Origin of the sequence: Halopolyspora algeriensis (genome assembly GCF_003337235.1) — a bacterium.
In the GTDB taxonomy this organism is placed as follows: domain Bacteria; phylum Actinomycetota; class Actinomycetes; order Mycobacteriales; family Pseudonocardiaceae; genus Haloactinomyces; species Haloactinomyces algeriensis.
Genome location: NZ_QPJC01000002.1, coordinates 528606 through 553352 on the forward strand (window position 1 = coordinate 528606; position 24747 = coordinate 553352).

Here is a 24747-nt window from a genome sequence, read left to right on the forward strand (position 1 = left end):
GCCCACTCCCCGAACACTCGGATCCTGTTCGGCCGTACCGCGGCCGAAACCGGATCGTGCCCGGCCGTCGCGAAAGCACGCACGGTGGCTCGTCCACCCGCGACATATCCGGCGACGGCCAACCGGGCGAGTCCCGACAGCCGACTCACCAGCGGGGTGGCCTCGTCGAGGAGCTGCCGGGCACGGTCCACTTCGAACCAGATCAGGTCACGCAATTCCGGAGAGGCACTCGCACTCACAAGGTCCTGCTCCGGGCAGGAGAAGTACTCCAAGTCCTCTGTGGGCAGATACACGCGGCCTCGACGACCGTCCTCGGTCACGTCCTGGCAGTGCTCGAGGATCTGCAACGCGGTACAGACCCGGTCGGACAGCGCGATCAGGTCGGGCCGGGCACAGCCGAAGATGTGCAGGACCAGCTCTCCCACCGGGTTCGCCGAGTAAGCACAGTAATCGGCGAGTTCGGCGAACGTCCGGTAGCGGTGGACCTGCTGATCCTGCCGGTTGGCCGTGATCAGTCGTGCCAGGAGCTCCTGTGGGATACCGCATTCCCGCACCACCGGTACCAATGCCTGCAACAGCGGGATGCGCGGCGTGCCGGCATAGACTCGCCGGAGGTCGTGCTCCAGCAGATCGAGCAAACCCTCACGGGGACCGATCGCCTCGTCACCGACGTAGTCGACGAGCCGGGCGTAGCCGTACACGGCGAGCAGGCGACGACGGATGCTGCGCGGCAGCACGCGTGCGGCGACGGTGAAATTCTCCGAGTCGGCTTGCGTGAGGAGTGTCTCGGCTGCAGGCAACTGTCCGGGAGGGACCATCTCGAACGAGCCCGTCGATTGCTGACCGGTCTGGGCACGATCCGGGAGCGCAGCCATTACCATCTCCCCACTCAGCACAGACGATCTCGAAGGCAACTTCGCTCATCGTATGGCTTCGCCATCGCCGATGCAGGTCGCAGCATGTCACCCGAAAGAAGGTTTTTCGTTTTTTGGTCCTTTTGAGACAGGTGATCGATCCGTTCCGATTGCCGGTACCGGGAACCGGGGCGCCTGAGAAGGCAGCGGCCGGGCCCGCAGCCCGCACTGCTAGGAAGAATCCGTCCGTACCTGCCTGCCCTCGGCCATACGTTCGATGATCCGCGTCGGGTCGGCGGCCACCAGCTCCTTGCCGCGTGCCACCCGCTCCCGGCGCTGCCGGGGATCGCGGTTCAGCTCGTCCAGCGCACCGAGCAGGCCTTGCTCGTCCAGGACGATGTCGGTCAGGCCCAGCCGGGCCAGTGCCTCGGTGTCGTCACGACCGTGTCCGGTGATGGGGCGGAAGCTCACCACCGGCAGCCCACAGACCAACGCTTCCTTGGCACTGAGCCCGCCGGCGTTTTCCACCAGAACGTCGGCTGCGGCCATCAGTCCCGCCATGTCCTCCACCCAGCCCAGGACGATGCCGGCCCGCAGCTGCTCGACACGCCGGCGTAGCTGCTCGTTGCGACCGCAGACGACGACCGGTACCCACCCCGGGTGAGCCGCGATCGCGGTGACCGCCCGTTCGATGGACCCCATGCCCAGCGATCCTGCGACCACCAGCGCGATCGAGTTCTCGCTCGGAGCGCCGATGTCGTGCCGGATCCTCTCCGGCTGCGGGTGCGGCTCACCGAAGCCGGGACGGACCACCGGACCGCAGACGACCGCCGGGCGGCCCGATCGGAGCCTCGCCTCCTGGGCCGCCTCGGCCGAGATGCACACGTTGAGATCGGCGTCGGGATGTGTCCACAGGTCGTGCACGGAAAACGTCGTGATGACGGTGACGGCGGGACAGTGCAGCTCTCCGCGCCCGCGGAGATGGGCCACGGCCAGCGCGGACAGGTGGTAGGTCGAGGCCACGACGTGCGGCCGGAAACGAGCGATCAGCCGGCGCATCCCGGGCAAGGACAGCAGGACGGGCACGCGCACCCGCTCCCCGGTTCGCTGCCGGGCACGGAAGAATCTCTCGTAGATCACCTCGTAGAGCCGAGGGACGCGGTCGACCAGCCACGGGTACAGGCGTTCCAGCCACCGGCCGGTCGGTCCGGGCATCAACCGATTGAGATCGGCGATGAGCACCTCGTGACCACGAGCCAGCAAGCGCCGTTCGAGCTCTCGGCTGATCTGCAGGTGCCCGCCGCCCATGGCGGCCGACACGATGAGAATCCGCTGGGAAGCCGGTGCCCGATCACCGCTCACATTGCTGTCCACTGCTGCTTCGACATCCACGGTCACAACACTTCCCCTCTCTGCTCGAGGGAAACGGCAAGCCGACTGTTTACACCTGCTCGTGTTAGGGAAGGTGCAGGTTCACAAGGCCCCGAGGGCCGCCGGGCCCGTTCGGAACCGAGACCGGAGGAAACCGCCGTGGTCTATCCCCTGACGATCCTCGCCGCGTTCATCGTGGGAGTCGGGACCGTCGTCGAGCAACGAGCCGCGGCACAGTCTCCCCCCGAGTACAACCTGTCGGTGAAGCTGCTGCTGTGGCTGGTGCGGCGGCGGCTGTGGCTGCTCGGCGTCGCCTGTTCCCTGGTGGGCAACATCCTGTTCGCCATGGCGCTCGGGGGAGGCAACGTCGCTCTGGTGGAGGTCGTCTACCTCGCGCGGCTGCTGTTCGCCCTGACCCTGGCAGCTCTGTGGCGCAGGCATCGGGTGGCTCTGCGGGACGTGACGGGCGCCCTGATCATCAGTGCGGGGCTCGCCGGGTTCATCCTCGGCATGGAGCCCCGCGAGGGATCGGGGGCGCACGTGCCGAACCTGGCCTGGGTCCTCAGCGGCGGCTCCGTGGCCGTGTTCGCCCTGGTCCTCGCTCTCATCGCCGCACGCAGGACCCCGGTGCGCAAGGCGACCCTGCTCGGCGCCGGAGGCGGTGCCCTGTTCGGTCTGCAAGCATCGCTGACGCACTCGGCCGTGGTCCTGCTGAGCGGGCCCGGACTCCTGGCCCTGCTGACGAGCTGGCAGGGATACACCGTGGTCGCGGTGGCGTTGTTCGGCATGCTGCTGGTGCAGAGCGCCTACGAGGCCGCCCCGTTGCCCGCCTCGTATCCGGCCATCGTGACGCTCCAGTTGCTGACTGGAATGGCCCTCGGCGTGTGGCTGTTGAGCGGCCGGATCCAGCTCGATACGGGCAGTATCGTCATCGGCAGCGTGGCCATGGTGGGCATGATCATCGGGGTCTACCTGCTCACCACCTCCCCTCTGGTGACCGGCCAGCTCGATCAACTGGTGCGCCAGCAGGAGGTGGGACGCGCCCAGCACCTCGAGGAGCGCCTGGAGCGCGAGCTGCGCCGCACCACCCGGGAAGAAGCCCGTGTCGAGGCAGCACATGGCGCGCGGTCCGGGACACGGCTCAATCGGCGGCTCGAGCAGGATGTGGCCGGACTCGAAAACGGCATCGCCCGGCTGCAGCAGTTGCAGGAGGACATCCGGCGACACCGGGATGCCGAACGGGAACGGCTGCCCGAACTGCCACCTGCGGAGCAGGAGAGCCTGACCCGGCAGGATCGCACGCTGAGCGAGCAGGAACGTCGCATCGACGAGCATGCACACCGGCTGCAGGAGACCATCGCCGACGTGAAGCGGCGAGCCGGGCAGCACCCGCAGGGACGCAGACCATGACGCCGCTCTGCGTATCGGGCGGACGAGCGGTGGGGGGACAGCCGTGAGCCAGAATCTTCAGCTGGTGTTCTCGGGACTGGCCGCACTGGTGGCCGGGGCCTGCCTTGCAGCGACGGGCCTGCTGCAACAGCGCGCCGCCAGCAGCCGCCCGAAGGACGAGCAGCTCTCGCTGAAACTCATCGTCGCCCTTGCTCAGAACAAGGTGTGGCTTGCCGGGATCGGCATGGCATTCCTGTCCTATGCCTTTCAGGCGGTGGCACTGTCCCTCGGGCCGCTGGCGCTGGTGCAGCCCCTGCTCGTCGCCGAGCTGATATTCGCGATCCCGATCTCGGTGCGCTGGCGGGGAGTGCGGATCGGGGCTCGGGAATGGGCTGCGGTGGCCGCCGTCGTGGCCGGTCTGGTCATCGGCATCGTGTCCGCCTACCCGCGCGGGGGCGATCCCCTGCAACCCATCTCGCTGTGGGCCTACGCCCTGGGCGGTGTCTTCCTGATCGCAAGCGTGTCACTGGTCCTCGGCCGAATGACCGGGGGGCCACCTCGCGCCTCCCTGTTCGCGCTGTCCGGAGCGACCGTGCTGGGACTGCAATCCGCGCTGTTCGCCGCGACGATCGCCCTGCTCAGGCAGGACATCGGCCACACGTTCACAACATGGCAGCCCTACACGTTGATCGTGGTGAGCCTCACCGGCATGTACCTGGTGGAAAACGCCTACCACGCCGGCCCACTGGCGGCGAGCATGCCCGTGATGGATGCGACCCTGCCGCTGGTGTCCATCGCGATCGGCGTCACCTTGTTCGGTGAGCAGGTCCGTACCGGCATCCTCGCCTTCGCCGGAACGTCGGTGGGCCTGATCCTGCTGATCGGCGGCATCGTCATGCTGGACACCTCCTCCGTGATCCGCAGACAGCAACAGATCGAACACCAGGACAAGGACAGAACCGAGGAGAACGAACGCGACACCCACAGCTGAATCACGCGTCCTCATAGAACAATTCGATCGCACATGCGCGCACCTCGGCCACCCGAGACGGGTGGCCGAGGTGCGGCTTCACGAGCCGAGCAGTCCTTCAGTCGCGGACCGAGCGCACGGCGAGACGACCGAGCGCGAACGCGGCCAGCGTCGTGGTCAGCGCACCGAGCGCGAAGAAGTAGCCGAGTTGTTCGAGGACCTGGATGACGGTCGAATCGGTGGTGACACCGAACGGCGCGTCCGGCCCACCGGATCCCCACAGCAGGGCGATGCTCGGCCCGACGAGGAACCACATCCCCCCGGCCAGGGCCAGCCAGGCACCCAACCCACCGGTGATGCGGTTGGCGCTGGGTGCCAGCATCAGGCCACCCAGGAGGACGGCCAATCCGGGCAGAATGGACAGCCACAACCGGTCCATGGTGAACAACCACGGTTGGTCGCTGCCGAACCCGTACCCGAAGTACGGGCCGATGAACGGCACCAGCGCACCCCAGATGCCGAGCGGAATCAGCAACATACCGCTGATCATGCCGCGACTCCGGCGCACCGACAACGGCGATCCGCGCTCTTGGCCTTGCTGCGCATAGGCTCCCGATGTTGTCCGATCCTCGCCCTGAGGCCAGTAGTGCTGCGTGAGCCGCCATTCGGCCTCGGGCTGCAGTTCGGAGCCCGCCGGGATCTCGGGGGCGGAGCTCACTTGCTGTTGGCTCGCCGAGACCTGCACTGTTCCTCCGCCGGCCCCGGCCTGGTGCAGCGGCACGAACTGCTGCCGCTGACCGGCCCGAACCAGACCCCAGGTGGGTTGGTTGTCGCTGCGTCCGAGGTAGACGTGCTCCAGCTCGCCGAGAGGAGTCCCGTCTCGATCCACCACGGTGCTGCCGGTCCATTCCCGCACGCGGGGATCCTCGGGTTGAGGTGCTGTGGACATCGTTGTGTTCCCCCTCGTCACATCGCTCGATATGAGCCGCCGTGCTCGGGGCCGGGCTCACCACGCCGACTCGAGGCCGGGCCCGACACGGAGCCCTCCGTTCCGGGCCTGCCCTCGGCGGAGGTGCCGCCGGCACCTGCTTCCTGCATGCTCCAGTTCTGCGTCTCGGCCCTGGCACGCTCCTGGCCGGTCTGCATATCGCGCCGCACGGTCTCCTGCTCCTGCTGGGCGCGCCGATACCCGGAATTGATCATGTCGGCGGCGGCTTCCCGGCCACCGAGTCCGAAAGCCAACGCCGTTCCCAGTGCAAGCGCGCCGATCAAGGCGATGTAGGTGGCCGTGACGATCACCGGAGCGATGCGCAGCTGGGTGAGGATCATGAACACCGCGATGGCCATGACCAGAGCAGGCGCCGCGGTCCGTACCACGCGCCCGGTGGGGGTGTCGCCCATGGCCCGCTGGGCGATACCGCCGATCGCACCCGCGATCGCCGTGGCCACCAGGAAGATGAGCAACGCCGCGATGATCCGCGGCAGATAACCCAACACCGTGTTCATGAAGCCGGTCAGGGCCGGTATCCCCAGGGTGCCGATCGCCGAGGACACCACGAAGAACATGAGCACCGTGAACACCACGGTGCCCACCAGGCGCGCCGGACTGCCCCGGGGGCTGAACCGCTGAGCGTACTGCCCCCCTTGCCCGGAAGTGAGCCGCTCGTCGACGCGGAACCGGTTCAGCAACTTGGTGATTCCGGCCTTGATCAGTCTGGCGATGATGTAGCCGATCGCCAGAACCAGCAGTGCCCCGATGATCTGAGGAAGGTAATTCATCAGGGTGGTGAACGCGTTCTGCAGGCTCTGGAGCACGTTGAACCCGGTCTGTTGCGCAAGGATCATGGTCATGGTGCCTCTCCTTGGCAGGTTTGGTGTCACCGTTGTGGCCTGGTTACCCACCGTGGAAACTCCACAAAACCGGCGCATCCGCACAGTCTTTTCCCACCGTCTTCCACCCGCAGAGCACCGGCGTCCTCGTTGTCTCCGGGCGGGTACGTCCGGACACCGGGTTTCGGTGCCTGCCCCGGTGGGCAACCTGCGGGCGTGGAACAGATGACCTTCAGGCACGAACTGGCGCAACAGCTCCGGGTGGATTCGATTCGGACCAGCGATGCGGCGGGTTCCGGCCACCCGACCTCGTCCATGTCCGCGGCGGATCTCATGGCGGCGATGCTCGACGGTCACCTGCGGCTCGACTTCGACCGCCCCGACAATCCCCGCAACGACCACCTGATCTTCTCCAAGGGGCATGCCTCGCCGTTGCTGTACTCCTGTTTCAAGGCGGCGGGCGCGATCGACGACGCGGAACTGCTCACGTTCCGCACGTTCGGCAGCCGCATGGAGGGCCATCCGACCCCTGCGCTGCCCTGGGTCGACGTGGCCACCGGCTCGCTCGGTCAGGGCCTGCCCATCGGAGTCGGGATTGCCCTGTGCGGCAAGCATCTCGACGCTCTGCCCTACCGGGTGTGGGTCGTCTGCGGCGACAGCGAGATGGCCGAGGGGTCGATCTGGGAGGCCTTCGAGCATGCCGCTCATGCCGGCCTCGACAACCTGGTGGCCATCATCGATGTCAACCGGCTCGGCCAGACCGGTGAGACCATGCACGGCTGGGACGTGCAGTACTACGTCGATCGGGCGCGGGCCACGGGTTGGCATGCGATCGACATCGACGGGCACGACCCCGAACGCGTGGAGGCCGCCCTCGCCGAGGCCGAGGCGCACACCGGCCAACCGACCGTGATCGTGGCCCGCACCAAGAAGGGCAAGGGAGTCAGCTCGGTCGAGGACCTGACCGGTAAGCACGGCAAGCCTCTGCCGGATGCCGCGGAGGCCATCGAGGAACTCGGTGGCGCCCGCGACCTGCAGGTGGAGGTCGCCAAACCGGACAGCGGTGAACCGGTGCGGGGCTTCCGGGTCGAGGGGGCGGAGCTGCCCCGGTACGAACTCGGCGAGGAAGTCGCCACCCGCAAGGCGTACGGGCAAGCGCTGCGCGCCCTCGGTTCGAAGCGGGGCGACGTGGTCGCGATGGACGGAGAGGTGTCCAACTCCACCCACTCCGAGCAGTTCCGGGAAGGACATCCGGAGCGCTACTTCGAGATGTACATCGCCGAGCAGCAGATGCTCGCGGCGGCCGTGGGGATGCAGGTGCAGGGGTGGCGGCCGTTCGCCTCCACGTTCGCCGCTTTCCTGACCCGGGCCTACGATTTCATCCGCATGGCCGCGGTCAGCCGGGCCGACCTGAACCTGATGGGTTCACACGCCGGGGTCGCCATCGGTGAGGACGGGCCGTCGCAGATGGCGCTGGAAGACCTCGCCGCCTTGCGCGCGGTGCACGGCAGCACGGTGCTGTACCCGTGTGATGCCAACCAGACGGCGAAACTGCTGGAACCGATGGCCGATCGCGCCGGGATCTCCTACCTGCGGACCAGCCGAGGCGGTCATCCCGTCATCTACGGCCCGGACGAGCAGTTCGAGATCGGCGGATCGAAGGTGGTGCGCGAGGGCAACGACGTCACGCTCGTCGGGGCGGGTGTCACCCTGCACGAGGCGGTGCGCGCCGCGGACATGCTGGCCGAGGAGGGCGTGCAGGCACGGGTGATCGACCTGTACTCGATCAAACCGGTCGACACCGCCACGTTGCGCGCCGCGGCCGAGCAGACCTCGGGTCTGGTCACGGCCGAGGACCACTGGCCGGAAGGCGGCCTCGGGGACACGGTGCTCGCCGCGCTCGCCGAGAGCGGAACCGCGGCCCCGGTCCGCAAGCTGGCCGTGTCCGGGATGCCCGGCTCCGGCAAACCGGCCGAGCTCCTGCAGCAGGCGGGCATCGACGCCGATGCCATCGCCGAGGCGGCCCGGCAGCTCGTGCGCCAGCCCAGCATGGCCTGACCGCTCGTTCACCTCCGCGAGACCTTGCCTCGCCACGGGCCCGGCATTCGAGAGCCACTCGAGAGCCCTGCCGGGCCCGCGCGCTCGCCGATCGGTGAGAATGTCACCCGACACGTCAGGCGGCAAGCGGATCAGGGTGGCAATGTCGGTTCTTCACAGGATCGCCGAGGAACTCGGCGTGCGCGTGGACCAGGTGCAGGCAGCCGTGGAACTCCTCGACGGTGGCGCGACCGTGCCGTTCATCGCGCGCTACCGCAAGGAAGTCACCGGCATGCTCGACGACGCGCAATTGCGCACACTCGACGAGCGGCTGCGCTACCTGCGGGAACTGGAGCAGCGCCGCACCACGATCCTCGACGAGATCCGCTCGCAGGGCAAGCTCGACGAGGCCCTGCAGGAACGGATCATGGCCGCCGACTCGAAGGCGCGGCTGGAGGACCTCTACCTCCCGTACAAACCCAAGCGGCGCACCAAGGGGCAGATCGCCAGGGAAGCCGGCCTCGAACCGCTCGCAGACCGGCTGCTGACCGACCCCTCCCGAGATCCGCAGACCGACGCCGCCGAGTTCGTCGATGCCGACAACGGTGTGACCGACGAGGCAGCGGCCCTGCGTGGAGCCCGCGCCATCCTGGTCGAGCGCTTCGCCGAGGACGGCGACCTCATCGGAGAGCTCCGGGAACGAGTCTGGTCCCGGGGACACCTGCTCTCCCGGGTGCGCGAGGGCAAAGAAGAAGCCGGTGCCAAGTTCGCCGACTACTTCGACTTCTCCGAACCCCTCACCAAGCTGCCCTCGCACCGCGTTCTGGCGCTGTTCCGGGGCGAGAAGGAGGAGATCCTCGACCTGTCGCTGGAGCCGGAGGCACCGTCCGAGGTGACGCCGGAGGGCCCGAGCGACTACGAACTGCGCATCGCGGAGCGGTTCGGCATCGCCGACCGGGGCCGGCCCGCCGACGCCTGGCTGCGGGAGACGGTGCGCTGGGCCTGGCGCACCCGCATCCTCGTGCATCTCGACGTCGATCTGCGCACGCGTCTGCGGCAGGCGGCCGAGGACGAGGCGGTGCGCGTGTTCGCCGGGAACCTGCGCGATCTGCTGCTGGCCGCACCTGCGGGCACCCGCCCGACGATGGGGCTGGATCCCGGCTACCGTGCCGGAGTGAAGGTCGCGGTGGTCGACGCCACCGGCAAAGTGCTGGCCACCGAGACCGTGTATCCGCACGAGCCACAGCGCCGCTGGGACGAGGCCGTGGCCACCTTGACCCGCCTCGTCCGGGAGCACGGCGTCGAGCTGGTCGCCATCGGCAACGGCACCGCCTCCCGGGAGACCGACAAGCTCGCCGCCGAGCTGACCGGCGCACAGCCGGGTCTGACCAAGGTCTCGGTGTCGGAGGCCGGCGCCTCGGTGTACTCCGCTTCCGCCTACGCCTCACAGGAGCTGCCCGAGCTGGACGTGTCCCTGCGCGGCGCCGTATCGATCGCGCGCCGCCTGCAGGATCCGCTCGCCGAACTGGTCAAGATCGATCCCAAGTCCATCGGTGTCGGCCAGTACCAGCACGACCTGTCCGAGGGGAAACTCTCGCGCTCTCTGGATGCCGTCGTGGAGGACTGCGTCAACGCCGTCGGTGTGGACGTCAACACCGCTTCCGCGCCGCTGCTGACCCGCGTGTCGGGCATCAGTGCCGGGCTGGCGGAAAACATCGTCCTGCACCGGGACCACCACGGCCCGTTCCGGTCGCGCCGGGAACTCACCGGGATCTCCCGGCTGGGACCGAAGACGTTCGAGCAGTGCGCGGGCTTCCTGCGCATCCCCGGCGGGAACGACCCGCTGGATGCTTCCAGCGTGCACCCCGAGTCCTACCCGGTGGTGCACCGGATTCTCGAATCGACCAAGCGGGACATCACCTCGCTGATCGGCAACACCTCGGCGTTGCGTGCGCTGACGCCCGCTGATTTCGTCGACGACACCGTCGGACTTCCGACCGTCACCGACATTCTCCAGGAGCTGGAAAAGCCCGGGCGGGATCCGCGCCCGGAATTCCGGACCGCGGCGTTCACCGAAGGGGTGGACACGCTCGCCGACCTCTCCCCCGGCATGGTGCTGGAAGGAGTGGTGACCAACGTCGCCGCCTTCGGCGCGTTCGTCGATGTCGGTGTGCACCAGGACGGCCTGGTCCACGTTTCCGCGATGTCGAAGTCCTTCGTCCACGACCCGCGCGAGGTGGTCAAGCCCGGGGATGTCGTGCGGGTGAAGGTGCAGGAGGTCGATATCGCTCGCAAACGCATCTCGCTGACGCTGCGGCTGGATGACGAGGTCGAAGCGGGTGGCCGCAAGCAGCAGAGCGGCAGCGGTGGTGGTCGCGATGCCGGCGGCGGCACTGCGCACCGAAACGGCGGGCAGGGCGGCACGTCGCGCCGCAATCGGGGCAAGCAGGGCGGTAACCAGGCCCGGGGTGCCGGGAAGGGCGGTGCCCTCGCCGACGCCCTTCGCCGGGCCGGTTACGACAACGGCTGACCGTGCCGGGCAAGCGGCTCTCCCGGCACGATCCGTCCCGGCGGGAGCGCTTCTCCCGCACCGCGATCTCGGGCAGCGGCAGGCAGAGTTGACTTCGACCCGGCTCGAGATTTCAGGATGACTTCGCCGAGGGCCGCGAACGCTGCGCGAGGAAGGTGGGCGTCATGGACAACGCCGGAGTGAGCTGGGCAACGATGCGCTCGCTGGCCAGCGACAAATCGGTCACCCAACAGCAGCTTCCCGCAGGCCTCGCCCATCGGATCCTGCGCTACGCGCGGCCCTACATCCGGATCATCCTGCCGTTTTTGACCATCGTCGCGGCCGTGGCCGTACTCGGCATCGTCACCCCGCTGCTGCTCAAGGCCATCATCGACAGGGGGATCGTGCCCGGCGACATCGGCGTGGTCGTCTGGCTGGCCGTGGCCGTGGCGGGCGTGGCACTGCTGGAAGCGATCCTGTCGCTGCTGCAGCGCTGGTACTCCTCCCGGCTCGGTGAAGGATTCATCTACGATCTGCGCTGCGAGGTCTTCGACCACGTGCAGCGCATGCCGCTGGCCTTTTTCGTCCGTGCCCAGACCGGAGCACTGACCAGCCGCCTGAACAACGACATCATCGGCGCGCAGCGTGCGCTGACCAACACCCTGTCCTCGGTGGTCTCCAACGTGCTGAGCCTGGTGCTGGTACTGGGAACCATGTTCACGCTGTCCTGGCAGATCACCCTGATCGCACTGATCCTGTTGCCCCTGTTCCTGCTGCCGGTGAAGTGGGTCGGCAAGCGGCTGCAGCGGGTCACCCGTGAGCAGATGGCCGTCGATGCCGAGATGAGCTCGCTGATGACCGAGCGGTTCGGTGTCGGCGGCGCCATGCTGACCAAGCTCTACGGCCGTGCCGACGAGGAGACACGGATGTTCTCCGGACGCGCGGCACGCGTGCGCGACCTGGGCGTGCTCTCGGCGATGTACAGCCGGGTGTTCTTCGTCGCGCTGACCCTGCTGGCCGCCCTGGCCACCGCCGTCGTCTACGGCCTCGGCGGTGCCCTGGTGATCGGCGGTACTTTCCAGCTGGGCACGCTGGTGGCGCTGGCCGCACTGCTCACTCGCCTGTACGGGCCGCTGACGGCGCTGTCCAACGTGCATGTCGACATCATGACGGCGCTGGTGAGCTTTCACCGCGTCTTCGAGGTCCTGGACCTGCGGCCGATGATCGAAGAGCGCACCGACGCGGTGGCACTGCCCGCCGATGCGGGCAGCCTCGAGTTCGACTCGGTGTCGTTTCGCTACCCCGGCCCCGAGGAAGTGTCGCTGGCTTCCCTGGAGTCGGTGGCCCGTCAGGAAAGCACTCCCTCCCACCAGGTGCTGCACGATGTCTCCTTCCGCGCCGCTCCCGGCGAGATGATCGCACTGGTGGGGCACTCCGGTGCGGGCAAGACCACGATCACGCACCTCGCCGGCCGTCTGTACGAGGTGGATTCGGGCAGCGTGCGCATCGGCGGGCACGACGTGCGCGACGTGCAGCTGTCCTCGCTGTACTCGACCGTGGGCGTGGTGACCCAGGAGGCACACCTGTTCCACGACACCATCCGCGCCAACCTCGCCTATGCGCGGCCCTCGGCCACCGACGAGGAACTCCTGCAAGCACTGCGTACGGCCCAGCTCGAGCATCTGCTCGCCGAGCTGCCCGACGGCCTGGACACCGTTGTCGGCGACCGTGGTTACCGGTTGTCCGGAGGGGAGAAGCAGCGGCTGGCGATCGCGCGGTTGCTGCTGAAAGCCCCGCCGATCGTGGTACTCGACGAGGCCACCGCGCATCTGGACTCCGAATCCGAGGCGGCCGTGCAGCAGGCGCTGCGCACCGCGCTGTCCGGACGAACATCGCTGGTCATCGCCCACCGCCTGGCCACCATTCGCGAGGCCGACCGGATCCTGGTCATCTCCGACGGACGTATCGCCGAGCAGGGCACCCATGCCGAACTGCTCGCCCACAACGGCCTGTACGCCGAGCTGTACCGCACGCAGTTCGCCGCACAGCCGGACACGGTCCCGCCGGCCGGGGCACTGCCGGTCGGCACCCACAACGGATCCCGCAGCGGGGCGCCGGTCGGCAGGGGCGAGGCCTGAGGCGGGTCTACTCCTGCTGCTCCTGGCGGGGCGCGTCCGGATCGAGCAGCTGCGACCGTGCCAGCAAGATCGTGCCCGCACCGATGAGCACCGCACCGGCGACCGTGCCCACCAGGAACAGCCCGCCTCGGGCCTGCTCCCCGAACACCGCCAGTCCCCACGCCACCGACACCAGCGGGTTGGTCAGGGTGAATCCCGGCTGAGAGGCGACCAGGTTGCCCGCCTGCAACGCGTTCTGCAGCAGAAAGAACGACACCGGCCCCAGGACCGCGACGCCATAGGTCTGCCAGGTCGTGAACAAGCCGCCCCCGTGGCTGACCACGGCACCGACCCCGGCGATCAGCGCGGAGTTCAACCCGAAGGCCGCACCGGTGGCAACTCCCAGAGCGGCGGCCCGATGCTCGCGCCTTCCGCGGTAGCCCAGCACCACCAGCACGGCCACCCCCGCTGCCGTCGCCCCGATCCCCAGCGCCCATGTCGTGATCGACACGCGCGGGTCACCGCCGGTCGGGGCCAGGCACCCCACGAACGCGGCGAGGCCCACCGACTGCAGGCCGATCGCCGACCAGTCCCGGCGCGGTATCCGCGCTTGGAACATCCACGACGCCAGGATCAGGGTGAACGGCAGTTCGGAGACGAGCAGCGGCTGCACCAGCGCGATCCGCGACAGCGAGATCGCTATCCCGTGCAGGACGAAGCCGGTGATCATCGCGAGAATGCCGAGTATCCACGCCGGGCGCCGGGCCAGGTCGAGGACCATCCCCAGTGAGAACGAGGCCGACTCGGGTTCGTCCTTCGTCGCACGGCGCTGCAGCACTGATGCCGACGCGTTGAGCAACGCCGCCACGATCATCACAACAATCCCGACCACACCCTGCGGGTCCCCACATCGCACTCGTCCCAATAGTGAGACAGCGACATCGGGAGTCTCGGGTGAGTGCTTTTCCGGTGTGCTGCGGTGCTCATGAGCTGTGTCGATCGTGTGAACGGTGGATTTTTTTCAATCAACACTGAAAAGGTAGCATCTGTAGAAATATTGGCACAGGTGTTACCCGGGCAGACGCCTGCGCCACACGGCACACCGAACAGAGCCTGCCGAGCACGGCGCCGGCAGGCCTGCAGGCACACTCGTTACGTACCCGCGCGGGCGCTGGGTGCGACCCGCAGGTCCGCCTCGATCCGCGTTGCCGTCTCCAGCAGCGGTGGGAGCAGGACACGCCGGGCACGCTCACCACTGGTGCGACTGGCGTGGGAGGACACGTTCACCGCCGCCATGATCCGCTCGGAACGGCCGCGTATCGGCGCCGCCAGCGAGCGAAGGCCCGCCTCCAGCTCCTGATCGATCAAACACCAGCCCTGCGACCGGACCCGGTCGAGTTCCTCCCGCAGGGCGTCCGGGGTTTTCAGCGTGTGTGGGCCCAGCGGCTCGAGTCGCACACGCTCCAGGTAAGCCTCCCGCTCGGGGTCGGGAAGGTGCGCCAGCAACACCCGCCCCATGGAGGTGGCGTAAGCGGGAAAGCGGGTGCCGATGTTGATGGACACGGTCATGATCCGCGAGGTGGGCACGCGAGCCACGTAGACGATGTCGTCTCCGTCGAGCACCGACACCGACACCGACTCGTGCACCTGTGCGGCGAGCTTTTCCATGTGCGGCTGGGCGATCTCGGGCAGCGATACGCTCGACAGGTACGAAAAGCCCAGCTCCAGCACGCGAGGGGTGAGCGCGAAGACCCGGCCGTCGGTCCAGACGTAGCCCAGTTGCACCAGGGTGTGCAGGAATCGGCGCGCCGAAGCACGGGACAGATCGGTGGCGCGAGCGACCTCGCTGAGTGTCATCTCGGGGCGGGACTCGTCGAACGCGCGGATCACCGTCAGTCCGCGAGCCAGCGACTGCACGAAGCCGCCGCCGGGCTCGGTATCGGCTACCGGGTCCATCGTTCTCCTCTGGGCCGTTCCACCGCGCGGGCGGAAATCGCCATCAGCGCGGAGCGCTTCCGGCGTCGTCGTGTTCGGCGATGATGGTATTGGCGATCTTGAACGCGGTGTTGGCGCGGGGCACCCCGGCGTAGATCGCCACGTGCATGAGCACTTCCCGGACCTCCTCCGGTCGCACGCCGTTGCGCAGGGCGGCCCGCACGTGCATGGCGAACTCGTCCTCCAGGCCGGTGGCGGCGAGGATGGCCAGGGTGATGCAGCTGCGGGTGGTGCGCGCAATGTCCGTGCCGTTCCACAGCTCCCCCCACGCGTAGCGGGTGATGAAGTCCTGGAACCGCTCGGTGAACTCGGTGGTACCCGCGACCGCGCGGTCGACATGGGCGTCGCCGAGCACGTCACGGCGCACGCGCATCCCCTCGGCGTGTCGGGTGGTGTCATCGCGGTGTTCGGGCATCGGTCCTCCTCGACGAGGTGACGCGGGGTGGCTCACGCGCCGCGCGTGAAGTGCTCCAGCAACAGCGGGTTGACGATCTCGGGTTGCTCGGCGTTGGCCAGGTGCGCGGCCTGCGGCACCACTTCCATGCGTGCCGTCGGTATCGCGTCGACGATCTGCTCGGCGTGGGGCGGCGGGGTGGCCGGGTCGTCGGCACCGGCCACGGCCAGGGTCTGCGCGGTGATCTCACTCAGCCGTGGCAGGAGGTTCATGGTCGCGATCGATTCCGCACAGGCGGCGTATCCCTCGTCATCGCAGGCACGGAGCATGCCCCCGAACTTCTCGGCGATGTCGCCGCGCCCGGCCGCCTCCGGGGTGAACCAGGTGGCCAGGGAGGACTCCACGAGCGCGGCGGTGCCCTGTTCCCGGACCACGGCAGCTCGATCGGTCCACTTCGACGGTGGCCCGAGCTGAGCCGAGGTGCAGATCAGCGCGAGCCGATCGATGCGATCCGGAGCGTGCTCGGCCAGCCACATCCCCGTCATGCCGCCGAGCGAGACACCGGCGAAGTGCACTCGCTCCAGGCCGAGTTCGTCGAGCAGCTCGAGCACGTCTCCGCCGAGGTCCTCCAGGGTGTAGGGACCGGGCTTGGCCCCCGTGCCGCCGTGGCCGCGCTGGTCGTAGCGCAGCACCCGGAAGTGCTCGGTCAGGGCGGGGACCTGCTCGTCCCACAGCCTCGAATCGGTGCCCAGCGAGTTGGAGAGCACGATCACCGGTGCCTGCTCGGGTCCGGTCAGTTCGTGGTGCACGGTCATTGCTCGTTACCTCCTGTGGTGCGCGCGTGGACGGCCAGCGCCCGGTCGACGAAGGCGCCCGCCGAGCCGAGGTAGTCGGCCGGTTCGGTCGCGGCGAGAATGTCGGACTCGGACAGCACCTCGCGCACCGCGGAATCCGCCAGCAGTTCGGCGCGCAACGTGCTGCCGTTGTCGACCACCCGGCGGCACACCTCCGCGACGAGGTCCTGCGCCCGGCTGCGCCCGAGGGCGCCCGTCAGGACCGAGGCCGCACTCTCGGCCATGAGCAGCCCGCCGGTGAGGTCGAGATTGCTGCGCATGCGGTCGGGGTCCACGCGCAGGCCTGCGAGGAGTTCGCGGGCGGCCGAGGCTGCCGCGCCCACCAGGCGCAGCAGCTCGCCCAGCGGCTCCCATTCGGCCTGCCACGCCCCCGCTGCGCGTTCGTGCTCCTGCGGCATGGCCGCGAGCAGGCCACCGACCAGCGCGGGCACACGCTGGGTGGCTGCGGTGATCAGGACCGCCCGTACGGGGTTGCGCTTGTGCGGCATCGCCGAGGAGCCACCGGATTGCCCTTCGGCGAGTTCACCTGACTCGGTCTGTGCGTGCAGCTTCACATCGAGCGCGATCTTGCCCAGCGTTCCGGCCACCGTACCGAGCGCGCCCGCGAGCTCGCCGATGCGGTTGCGGTCGGTGTGCCACGGCACGGTCGGTTCACCCAGCCCGAGCTCCTCGGCCAGCAGGCCGAGCACTCGCTGTCCGTCGTCGCCGAGGGAGGCGAGCGTGCCCGCCGGTCCCCCGAGTTGCACGGCCAGCCGCTGCCGCCACACACGCTCCAGCCCGTCGCTCGCCTCGGTCAGCGCGACGAGCCAGCCCGCACACTTGCGACCGAACGTGGTCGGCAGCGCCTGCTGCAGGAGGCTGCGAGCGACCACGAGGGTGCCGCGATGCCGCTCGGCCAGTCCGGCGCACTGCTCGGCCGCGGCCCGCAGATCCGCCAGAACGAGTTCCACCGAGCGGTGCGCGACGAGCATGGCTGCGGTGTCGACGATGTCCTGACTGGTGGCGCCCCGGTGCACGTGGGGTGCGGCCGTCTCGTCCACGAGGGCGGTCAGGTCACGGACGAGGGCGATCACCGGCGTGGCCGAGGACGCGGCACGGTCACCGATCGATGCCGTGTCGAAATTCTCGGCCCGGCAGTGCCGGGTGATCTCCTCGGCCGCCCGGTGCGGGATGACGCCGGCCCGGGCCTGTGCCCGGGCGAGCGCACTCTCGACGTCCAGCATCGCCTGCAACCACGCCTGCCCGGAGAGGGCAGCCGTGATCGCGGGCGTGCCGAACATCGGTCCGAACAGGTCGGAGGCCGATTCAGACGGCGAAAAAGAGGGTCTCGTCATCGCCTTGCAATCGGATGTCGAACTGGTATCCGCCGGAATCGGCGGCCGCGATCAGGGTACCGCGCCTGCCGGCATCCACAGTGGAAAGGACCGGGTCGGCCGCATTGGCCTCCTGCTCCTCCGGGAAGTAGATCCGTGTCACGACCCGGTTGAGCAGCCCCCGGGCGAGCACGGTGACATCGATGTGCGGGGCTTCGGTGGCACCGTCCGGTGTCGGCAGGGTGCCGGGCTTGACGGTGCGGATCCAGTACCGTCCCTCGGGGTCGGTACCGCAGCGGCCGAAACCGCGAAACGACGTGCTCTCGCCGCGGGAATCGTCGAAGTGGTCGAACCGACCCTGCGAGTCGGCCTGCCAGGTCTCGACGACCGCGTCCGGCACCGGATCACCGTTGCCGTCGAGCACCCGGCCGTGGACGACGATCGCGCCCGGCTCGTCGGCGCCGACGACCTCGGGGCCGTCCTCCCAGAGGATGCCACCGGAAAGAGCGAAGAACGGGCCCACGGTCTGCGACGGGGTGGTGCCCAGCGTGTCACCGGCCATCAGTCGTCGTCCTCCTCGTCGTCCTCGAACGGTGTGGCCTCGCGACCGCGCAGTACGATGTCGAACTTGTAGCTCAACGCCCACTCCGGCACCGTGGTGTCGAGGTCGAACCGGGAGATCATCCGCTCGCGCGCCTTCGGGTCCCGCACCGAGTTGAAGATCGGGTCCTGGTAGAACAGCGGATCACCGGGGAAGTACATCTGGGTGATCAGCCGCTGGGTGAAGGCCTGCCCGAACAGCGAGAGATGAATGTGCGCGGGCCGCCACGCATTGTCGTGATTGCGCCACGGGTAGGCACCGGGCTTGATGGTGATGAACTTGTAGAACCCGTCGGAGTCGGTCAGGCACCGGCCGGTTCCGGAGAAGTTCGGGTCCAGCGGCGCCGGATGCCGATCGCCGGAGTGTTCGTACCGACCCGCGGAGTTGGCCTGCCAGATCTCCACCAGGGTGTTCGGCACCGGCTTGCCGTCGGAGTCGAGCACCCGGCCACTGACGATGATCCGCTCGCCGAGGGGCTCACCCGCGTGCTGGGCGGTGAGGTCGTGGTCGGTCTCGCCGACCCGGTCGTGGCCCAACAGCGGGCCGGTGACTTCGGTGAGGTAATGCGGCAGCACCTGCAGGGGCTGCTGCGGCGCCCGCAGGTGGGTGGAGTTGTACTCCTCCGTGTCCAGCGCCGGGTGGCTGGACTCATCGCGCTTGTAGGAGGGCAGGACCAGCCCGGAAGGTGCCGGTGTGGTCGCCGCTACGTCGTAGGCCGTGTCTTTCGGGTACATGGTTGCTCCTGAAGATTACCGGTCACGCGTGCAGGACGACGGCCAGACCCTGACCGACACCGATGCAGATCGCGGCGAGTCCCCACCCGCCGCCGGCACGGTGCAGCTGGTGCGCCAACGTGCCGAGGATGCGGGCTCCGGAGGCACCGAGCGGATGGCCGATGGCGATCGCACCGCCCTGCACGTTGACGATCTCGGGGTCGAGTTCGGGCCACTCGGCCAGGCAGGCCAGCGACTGGGAGGCGAAGGCCTCGTTCAGCTCGACCGCGGTGAGGTCGTCCCAGCCGATGCCGGCTCGGCGCAGGGCGGTTCGGGCGGCCTCGACCGGACCGATCCCGAACACATCGGGGTCGACCCCGGCCACGCCCCGGCTGACGATGCGCGCCAGTGGGCTCGTGCCCAGTTGCTCGGCGGCGCTCTCGCTGCCGATGAGCAGGCCCGCCGCACCGTCGTTCATCGGCGAGGAGTTGCCCGCGGTGACCGTCCCTTCGCTGCGGAACACGGGCTTGAGCTTGGCCAGCGATTCCGGCGTACTGTCCGCGCGGATGCCCTCGTCACGGGTCACGTCCGTTCCCGGGACGGCCACGACCTCCCTGTCGAAGGCACCGGCCTCCCACGCGGCCGCCGCGCGGCTGTGGCTGCGCAGCGCGAACGCGTCCTGGTCCTCGCGGCTGATCTTGTAACGGTCGGCGAGGATCTCGGCGCTCTCGCCCAGCGAGATGGTCCACTCCGAGGGCATCTCGGGGTTGACCATGCGCCACCCCAGCGTCGTGGAATGCAGCGTCTCGTGTCCGCGCGGGTAGCCACGCTCGGGCTTGGGCAGTACCCACGGCGCCCGGCTCATCGACTCGACGCCACCGGCGATGAGCAGGTCGGCGTCACCGGTCTGCACCGTGCGGCTGGCTTCGATGGCCGCCTCCAGCCCCGAGCCGCACAGCCGGTTCACCGTCGCCCCGGCCACGCTGGTGGGCAATCCGGCCAGCAGCGACGCCATCCGGGCGACGTTGCGATTGTCCTCGCCGGCACCGTTGGCATCACCGAAGAGCACATCCTCCACCCGGGCCGGGTCGAGGTTCGGTGCGCGGTCGACGATCGAGCGGACGACGTGGGCGGCGAGGTCATCGGGACGCACCTCCGCCAAGCCCTTGCCGTAGCGGCCGATCGGGGTGCGCACCGCGTCGAGCACGTAGACGCCGTTGCTCACGACGTGCCTCCTATCGTTGCCTTGAGCTCACGAAGCACCGACAGCTCGTGGTCGGTCGGTGGCTGCAGCACGGACAGTTCCTCGGCCACCTGCAGCGGCCAGCCGGTGGCCTCGCGGACCTGCTCGACCTCGATATCGGGGCCGAGGTGGGTCAGGGTCAGCTCGCGGGTGTCCGGGTCGGGTTCGAGCATGCCGAGATCGGTGATGACTTTGACCGGGCCCCGTCCGGTCATCCCGTGCCGCTGCCGGTCGTCGCCTCCGCGGCCGTACCCCATCGAGGTCACGAAGTCCACCGATTCGACGAACGACCGGGTGCTCTGGCGCATCACGATCAGCACCTCCTGGCAGGAGGCGGCGATCTCCGGAGCGCCTCCGGCGCCGGGCAGGCGAACCTTGGGATCGGCGTAGTCCCCGCCGATGACCGTGGTGTTGATGTTGCCGTACTTGTCGACCTGGGCCCCACCGAGGAAGCCGGTGTTCACCCGGCCGGGCTGCAGCCAGTAGTTGAAGATCTCGGGCACGCTGACCACGGAGTCCGCTGTGTCGGCCAGGATGCCGTCGCCGATGGACAGGGGCAGCCGGTCGGGTTTCGTGCCGAGCGTGCCGGACTCGTAGATCAGCACCAGCTCGGGAGCGTGGGTACGACGGGCCAGGTTGGCCGCCGTGCTCGGCAGCCCGATCCCCACGAAGCACGCGGTACCGTCGCGCAGCGAGCGCGAGGCGGCCACCGTCATCATCTCGTCGGTGGTGAACTCCGGGACCGGGGCCCCGGCGGTGCCGTCGGCGGAAACCGCCTGCGTCTCGGTGCTCATCGCGCACTCCTCTCCACGTTCAACACCTCGGTGTCCAGCCACTGCTGGAAGCGCTCCCGGTCGCGACCGATCGGATCCCAACGCTGGTAGTAGTCGTTGTCCCGCTCGTAGTAGCCCTGGGCGTACGAAGGATGGGCACCACCCGGCACCTCGGCCACCGCGGTGACCGCCCATTTCGGCAGCACGACCGAACCCGGGCGCGGCTCGAGCTCGTCGACGATCTCCTCGACCGTCACCAGCGACCGCTTCGACGCCAGGACCGTCTCCTTCTGGACTCCGGTGATCCCCCACATCTGCACGTTGCCCTCGCGGTCGGCCTGCTGGGCGTGGATGATGCCGACATCGGGGTTGATGGCCGACACCGCGGCCAGCTTCTCTCCGGTGAAGGGGCACTCGATGGTCTTGATCGACTCGGTGTGCTCGGGCAGGTCGGTACCTGCGTAGCCGCGCAGGACGGCGAACGGGAGGCCGGAGGCTCCGGCGGTGTACCGATTGGCCATGCCGGCGTGGCTGTGCTCCTCGATCTCCAGCGGTACCGGCCAGGAGTGCTGGATCGCGTCGCGGAACCGGTGCAGGGATCCCACCCCGGGGTTGCCACCCCAGGAGAACACCAGCTTGCGCGCGCAGCCGGCGCCGATCATCTGGTCGTAGATCACATCCGGCGTCATCCGACACAACGTCAGATCCCGCCGCCCCTGGCGAATGATCTCGTGACCGGCGGCCACCGGGATGAGATGGGTGAAGCCCTCCAGGGCCACGACATCACCGTCACCGACCAGTTCCGACACGGCCACGTCAAGCTGCCGTATGCGAGACACCTACCCACTCCTTCACCAAGAGGCGTTCACATAGAGAACGTTCGTGCTACATGCGAACACTAGCCGAAAAAAGTTCGAGGGGTCAATGCCGGTGAATCGGTTCAAGAGAGCATCGTGCCGCTGGGTGACCGCGCGGCGTCTTCTCCGCCACACACCCGCTTCGGCAAGAACGGGACGTTTACCGGCCCGCTTCCCCCGGGACCCTGCCGGTGGAGGTGATCACCGTGACACGGAACCACAGCCACCCCCCGGCCCGGCTCGCAGGCACCGGAGCGGCTCCAGCGGGGGCAGCCGTCTCCCGGCGGGGGAGCCCCTGAATGGTGGACAATGATCACGGCACCCGGACCTCGGCATTCCTGGCCGTGCTCGGACTGCCCGCCTTCGGCATCGCCTTGGCCTACACGCTGGTCACCACCTACCTGCCGGTGCTGATCGAGCGCCTGTCCGGTCCTGCGATCACCGGAGCCATGGTCGCGGGCGAAGGCGTGCTGTCCCTGATCGTGCCGACCGTGGTCGGGTCGTGGTCCGATGCGACCGGAACCCGGATCGGGGGCCGGATGCCCTTCGTGCTCGTCGGCGCCGTCCTGGCGATCACGGGTCTGGTACTGATCCCGGTCAATGCCGGCTCACTGCTCGGTATCGGCATCGGACTGACCGTGTTCTTCGTGGGCTACTTCGTCTACTACTCCCCGTACTACGCCCTCTTTCCCGATCTCGTGCCCGATGCGCAGCGAGGCCGCTCCCAGGGGGCTCAGGGCACGTTCCGGTCGGTCGGCATGCTCGCGTCGCTGTCGGTCGGCGGTTTGCTGCTGCACTGGTGGCAACCGCTGCCGTTCTTGCTGGGTGCCGTGGCGATCATCGGGGTCACCGTGGTGCTGTATCTGTCCATACGCACGCGGCTGCAGACCACCTCGCCCGAGTCCACGCGGAACCGGACCGGCCGGGCACGCGAGTGGGAACTGCTCAGGGACCAGCCCGATATTCGCCGCTGGGCGGTGGCGAACTCGCTGTGGGAAACGGCGGTGGGTGCACTGCGGGTGTTCGTCGTCCTGTATTTCACCCAGGGGCTGGGGTTGTCCTTGCCGCAGGTGTCGGGAGCCTTGGCGCTGGTCGGCGGCGCGGCGATCGTGGCCGCTCCCGTCAGCGGCAAACTCGCCGACCGCTACGGCCATCGACCGGTGATGACGGCAGCACTGTGGATTTTCGCGCTCGGCCTGCTGCCGCCACTGCTGAGCACCAACACCTACTTCATCGCCGCGATCGTTCCGATCACGTTCGCCGCCGTCGTGCTGATCACACTTCCCTATTCGGTGCTGATGGGCCTGTTGCCCGACCGGCAGCAGCACGGGATCGGAGCCGGGTTGTTCGGTTTCAGCCGTGGCATCGGAGTCCTGCTCGGACCGTTGCTCGCCGGGCTCGCCGTGCAGCTGTGCCGATCGGTGGATGTCCTCGTCTTCGCCGAAACCGACGGATATTCCGCGGTGTTCGGGGTCACCAGCGCGGCCCTGCTGGCCAGCATCCCCGTTCTGCGCCGTATGCCGACCCATCGCGACGGGGCTTGAGCCCGCGTGCCCTCGGGGATACTCACGCTCCCGCTGAAGCGGCAGAGCATCGCGGGGTTCTCACCGGCAATGTGTGGACAGGCCGGATGACGGGTATCCGAGCAGCTGAACACGCCGGTATGACGGGGAGGTCGTCTTGTCCGAACGCCACGTGGTTCCCGACCGTGCCACCGGAGGCGGATGGAAGGTGGTCGGTGCCGGTTCCGATGGGACGGAACCGCAGACCGACACCCAAGCCGATGCGATCGACGAGGCCGAGCGGGAGCTGCGCCACAACGGCGGTGGCGAACTCCTGATCCACGGGATCAACGGCCAGGTCTGCGACAAGCGCCTCGTGCAACCGCAGACCGAGGAGGCCTGAGAAGAGGCCGGGCGGCCCCGGTGGTCACGCCGGTATCCGGGGCCGCAGCTCACGCGAGAAGGCATCGAAGAACTTCTCCTGCTCGGGGCCGATCTGCTGCAAGTACACCTCGTCATAACCCGCATCGGCGAACTGCTGCACGATGTCGAGCAGCCGCTGCGGGTCCGAGCCGCAGGGGAACTGCTCCCCCACCATCTGCTCGGTGACCAGGGTGGAGACCTGCTCGAATTCGCGCGGAGTGGACAGCGTCTGTCCCAGCCCACCGGGCAGCAGCTCATTGCGCCACAACCGGTGCGCTCTCGTCCTGCCCTCTTCCTCGGTGTCGGCCCAGCACAGCTTCAAACCGGCCTGTGCAGGCTTGTTCCCGGCGCCGTCCCGGAAGGTGTTCACCAGCCCGGGGTCGGGCATGGTCGAACAGAATCCGTCCCCGATGCGGCCCGCCACCCGCGCTGCCTGCGGACCGAACGCGGAGACATAGATCGGCACCGGCTGCTCCGGCAGCGTGTAGAGCCGGGCGTTTTCCACGGTGTAGTACTGCCCGCGGTAGGTGACTTCCTCTCCGGTATGCAGCTTGCGGATGATCTCGCAGGCCTCGTCCAGCATCGACAGTCGCACCGCGACCGGGGGCCAGCGATCGCCGGTGATGTGCTCGTTGAGTGCCTCACCCGAGCCGACTCCGAGGACGAACCGGCCCTGGCACTGCACTGCGGCCGTGGCGGCGGCCTGGGCGATCACCGCAGGATGCGTGCGCACCGTCGGGCAGGTGACCGCCGTGGTGATCGGCAATGACGTGACCTGGGACAGCGCTCCGATCACCGACCACACGAAGGGACTGTTGCCCTGCTCGTCCAGCCACGGGTGGAAGTGGTCCGAGATCCACAGCCGTTCGAAACCCGCCTGCTCGGCCATCCGGGCCTGGCGCAGCAGTTCCTCCGGCCCGAAGGCCTCGCAGGACAGGAAATAACCAACACTGACCATTCCGCCGCCGTACCCGATCATCGCCCTGCCCAATCACCACCGGG

At 68.5% G+C, this 24747-nt stretch carries 21 protein-coding genes and 1 pseudogene; 7 read left to right on the forward strand and 15 right to left on the reverse strand.

Translation table 11 applies throughout. From position 1 onward, the window contains the following. Positions 1–26: 26 nt before the first annotated feature. Both hpnC and DFQ14_RS05750 read right to left on the reverse strand, forming a co-directional pair. Positions 27–881 (reverse strand): annotated as a pseudogene (gene hpnC, locus DFQ14_RS22605) (squalene synthase HpnC); the annotation flags it as partial. A 204-nt stretch (positions 882–1085) separates the two neighbouring features. Further along, entirely contained in the window at positions 1086–2252 is a 1167-nt protein-coding gene (locus tag DFQ14_RS05750; protein ID WP_114451979.1) for an MGDG synthase family glycosyltransferase, read from the reverse strand. Between the two features lie 132 nt (positions 2253–2384). Between DFQ14_RS05750 and DFQ14_RS05755 the strand changes: the two genes are divergently transcribed. After that, entirely contained in the window at positions 2385–3635 is a 1251-nt protein-coding gene (locus DFQ14_RS05755) for a DMT family transporter (RefSeq protein ID WP_114451980.1), read from the forward strand. A 43-nt stretch (positions 3636–3678) separates the two neighbouring features. Beyond that, entirely contained in the window at positions 3679–4605 is a 927-nt protein-coding gene (locus DFQ14_RS05760) for a DMT family transporter (protein WP_114451981.1), read from the forward strand. Between the two features lie 97 nt (positions 4606–4702). Here the strand turns inward: DFQ14_RS05760 and DFQ14_RS05765 are convergent, their stop codons facing one another. Further along, entirely contained in the window at positions 4703–5533 is an 831-nt protein-coding gene (locus tag DFQ14_RS05765) for a PRC-barrel domain containing protein (protein ID WP_114451982.1), read from the reverse strand. Positions 5534–5550: 17 nt separating this feature from the next. Beyond that, positions 5551–6435, reverse strand: a complete 885-nt coding sequence (locus DFQ14_RS05770; RefSeq protein ID WP_246195366.1) for a mechanosensitive ion channel family protein — start codon at positions 6433–6435, stop codon at positions 5551–5553. Positions 6436–6639: 204 nt separating this feature from the next. On the opposite strand from DFQ14_RS05770, the gene DFQ14_RS05775 reads away from it, so the two are divergent. The 3 genes from DFQ14_RS05775 to DFQ14_RS05785 all read left to right on the forward strand — a co-directional run bounded on the left by DFQ14_RS05775 (position 6640) and on the right by DFQ14_RS05785 (position 13098). Further along, a complete protein-coding gene (locus tag DFQ14_RS05775) occupies positions 6640–8472 on the forward strand; it encodes a transketolase (protein WP_114451983.1) in 1833 nt (610 codons plus the stop codon). Positions 8473–8614: 142 nt separating this feature from the next. Then, entirely contained in the window at positions 8615–10981 is a 2367-nt protein-coding gene (locus DFQ14_RS05780) for a Tex family protein (RefSeq protein ID WP_114451984.1), read from the forward strand. A gap of 164 nt (positions 10982–11145) precedes the next feature. Continuing rightward, a complete protein-coding gene (locus DFQ14_RS05785; protein WP_114451985.1) occupies positions 11146–13098 on the forward strand; it encodes an ABC transporter ATP-binding protein in 1953 nt (650 codons plus the stop codon). Between the two features lie 7 nt (positions 13099–13105). Here the strand turns inward: DFQ14_RS05785 and DFQ14_RS05790 are convergent, their stop codons facing one another. From DFQ14_RS05790 to DFQ14_RS05835, 10 genes are all read right to left on the reverse strand, one after another. Beyond that, positions 13106–13969 (reverse strand): DMT family transporter, encoded by an 864-nt coding sequence (locus DFQ14_RS05790; protein ID WP_114451986.1) that lies wholly within the window; start codon positions 13967–13969, stop codon positions 13106–13108. Between the two features lie 260 nt (positions 13970–14229). Continuing rightward, positions 14230–15033: an IclR family transcriptional regulator gene (locus tag DFQ14_RS05795; protein WP_114451987.1), complete on the reverse strand. Its 804-nt coding sequence runs from the start codon at positions 15031–15033 to the stop codon at positions 14230–14232. Between the two features lie 43 nt (positions 15034–15076). Further along, complete coding sequence (pcaC, locus tag DFQ14_RS05800) at positions 15077–15487, reverse strand: 4-carboxymuconolactone decarboxylase (protein ID WP_114451988.1); 411 nt, start codon at positions 15485–15487, stop codon at positions 15077–15079. A 32-nt stretch (positions 15488–15519) separates the two neighbouring features. Continuing rightward, positions 15520–16281 carry a 3-oxoadipate enol-lactonase gene (gene pcaD, locus DFQ14_RS05805; RefSeq protein ID WP_114451989.1) on the reverse strand — a complete coding sequence of 254 codons (762 nt, stop codon included), beginning with the start codon at positions 16279–16281 and terminating at the stop codon, positions 15520–15522. Beyond that, entirely contained in the window at positions 16278–17600 is a 1323-nt protein-coding gene (gene pcaB / locus DFQ14_RS05810; protein WP_179951502.1) for a 3-carboxy-cis,cis-muconate cycloisomerase, read from the reverse strand. Before pcaB ends, pcaD begins: the two co-directional genes overlap by 4 nt. Before the next feature lie 25 nt (positions 17601–17625). After that, positions 17626–18195, reverse strand: a complete 570-nt coding sequence (gene pcaG / locus DFQ14_RS05815) for a protocatechuate 3,4-dioxygenase subunit alpha (RefSeq protein ID WP_114451990.1) — start codon at positions 18193–18195, stop codon at positions 17626–17628. After that, on the reverse strand, positions 18195–18968 hold the full coding sequence (gene pcaH, locus DFQ14_RS05820) for a protocatechuate 3,4-dioxygenase subunit beta (RefSeq protein WP_114451991.1): 774 nt from the start codon (positions 18966–18968) through the stop codon (positions 18195–18197). The genes pcaG and pcaH overlap by 1 nt, the downstream gene beginning before the upstream one ends. Positions 18969–18990: 22 nt before the next feature. Further along, positions 18991–20172, reverse strand: coding sequence for a thiolase family protein (locus DFQ14_RS05825; protein WP_114451992.1), 1182 nt, complete (start codon positions 20170–20172; stop codon positions 18991–18993). Continuing rightward, positions 20169–20984, reverse strand: coding sequence for a CoA-transferase subunit beta (locus tag DFQ14_RS05830; RefSeq protein ID WP_114451993.1), 816 nt, complete (start codon positions 20982–20984; stop codon positions 20169–20171). The genes DFQ14_RS05825 and DFQ14_RS05830 overlap by 4 nt, the downstream gene beginning before the upstream one ends. Further along, positions 20981–21802, reverse strand: a complete 822-nt coding sequence (locus DFQ14_RS05835; RefSeq protein ID WP_114451994.1) for a CoA transferase subunit A — start codon at positions 21800–21802, stop codon at positions 20981–20983. Before DFQ14_RS05835 ends, DFQ14_RS05830 begins: the two co-directional genes overlap by 4 nt. Positions 21803–22119: 317 nt before the next feature. On the opposite strand from DFQ14_RS05835, the gene DFQ14_RS05840 reads away from it, so the two are divergent. Both DFQ14_RS05840 and DFQ14_RS05845 read left to right on the forward strand, forming a co-directional pair. Further along, positions 22120–23364 carry an MFS transporter gene (locus DFQ14_RS05840; protein ID WP_114451995.1) on the forward strand — a complete coding sequence of 415 codons (1245 nt, stop codon included), beginning with the start codon at positions 22120–22122 and terminating at the stop codon, positions 23362–23364. Positions 23365–23500: 136 nt separating this feature from the next. Then, the gene (locus DFQ14_RS05845) at positions 23501–23725 is read left to right on the forward strand and encodes a DUF2188 domain-containing protein (RefSeq protein ID WP_114451996.1); all 225 of its coding nucleotides are present in this window, start codon (positions 23501–23503) and stop codon (positions 23723–23725) included. 24 nt (positions 23726–23749) lie between these two features. Here the strand turns inward: DFQ14_RS05845 and DFQ14_RS05850 are convergent, their stop codons facing one another. Further along, a complete protein-coding gene (locus DFQ14_RS05850; RefSeq protein ID WP_114452163.1) occupies positions 23750–24703 on the reverse strand; it encodes a TIGR03557 family F420-dependent LLM class oxidoreductase in 954 nt (317 codons plus the stop codon). Between the last annotated feature and the right edge of the window lie 44 nt (positions 24704–24747).

What these genes read in the sequence shown, in the direction of transcription:
- DFQ14_RS05765 (WP_114451982.1), bottom strand. Translation starts at nt 5,533, where the DNA reads ATGTCCACAGCACCTCAACCCGAGGATCCCCGCGTGCGGGAATGGACC.
- DFQ14_RS05770 (WP_246195366.1), bottom strand. Translation starts at nt 6,435, where the DNA reads ATGACCATGATCCTTGCGCAACAGACCGGGTTCAACGTGCTCCAGAGC.
- DFQ14_RS05775 (WP_114451983.1), top strand. Translation starts at nt 6,640, where the DNA reads ATGACCTTCAGGCACGAACTGGCGCAACAGCTCCGGGTGGATTCGATT.
- DFQ14_RS05780 (WP_114451984.1), top strand. Translation starts at nt 8,615, where the DNA reads ATGTCGGTTCTTCACAGGATCGCCGAGGAACTCGGCGTGCGCGTGGAC.
- DFQ14_RS05785 (WP_114451985.1), top strand. Translation starts at nt 11,146, where the DNA reads ATGGACAACGCCGGAGTGAGCTGGGCAACGATGCGCTCGCTGGCCAGC.
- DFQ14_RS05795 (WP_114451987.1), bottom strand. Translation starts at nt 15,033, where the DNA reads ATGGACCCGGTAGCCGATACCGAGCCCGGCGGCGGCTTCGTGCAGTCG.
- pcaC (WP_114451988.1), bottom strand. Translation starts at nt 15,487, where the DNA reads ATGCCCGAACACCGCGATGACACCACCCGACACGCCGAGGGGATGCGC.
- pcaD (WP_114451989.1), bottom strand. Translation starts at nt 16,281, where the DNA reads ATGACCGTGCACCACGAACTGACCGGACCCGAGCAGGCACCGGTGATC.
- pcaB (WP_179951502.1), bottom strand. Translation starts at nt 17,600, where the DNA reads ATGTTCGGCACGCCCGCGATCACGGCTGCCCTCTCCGGGCAGGCGTGG.
- pcaG (WP_114451990.1), bottom strand. Translation starts at nt 18,195, where the DNA reads ATGGCCGGTGACACGCTGGGCACCACCCCGTCGCAGACCGTGGGCCCG.
- pcaH (WP_114451991.1), bottom strand. Translation starts at nt 18,968, where the DNA reads ATGTACCCGAAAGACACGGCCTACGACGTAGCGGCGACCACACCGGCA.
- DFQ14_RS05830 (WP_114451993.1), bottom strand. Translation starts at nt 20,984, where the DNA reads ATGAGCACCGAGACGCAGGCGGTTTCCGCCGACGGCACCGCCGGGGCC.
- DFQ14_RS05840 (WP_114451995.1), top strand. Translation starts at nt 22,120, where the DNA reads ATGGTGGACAATGATCACGGCACCCGGACCTCGGCATTCCTGGCCGTG.
- DFQ14_RS05850 (WP_114452163.1), bottom strand. Translation starts at nt 24,703, where the DNA reads ATGGTCAGTGTTGGTTATTTCCTGTCCTGCGAGGCCTTCGGGCCGGAG.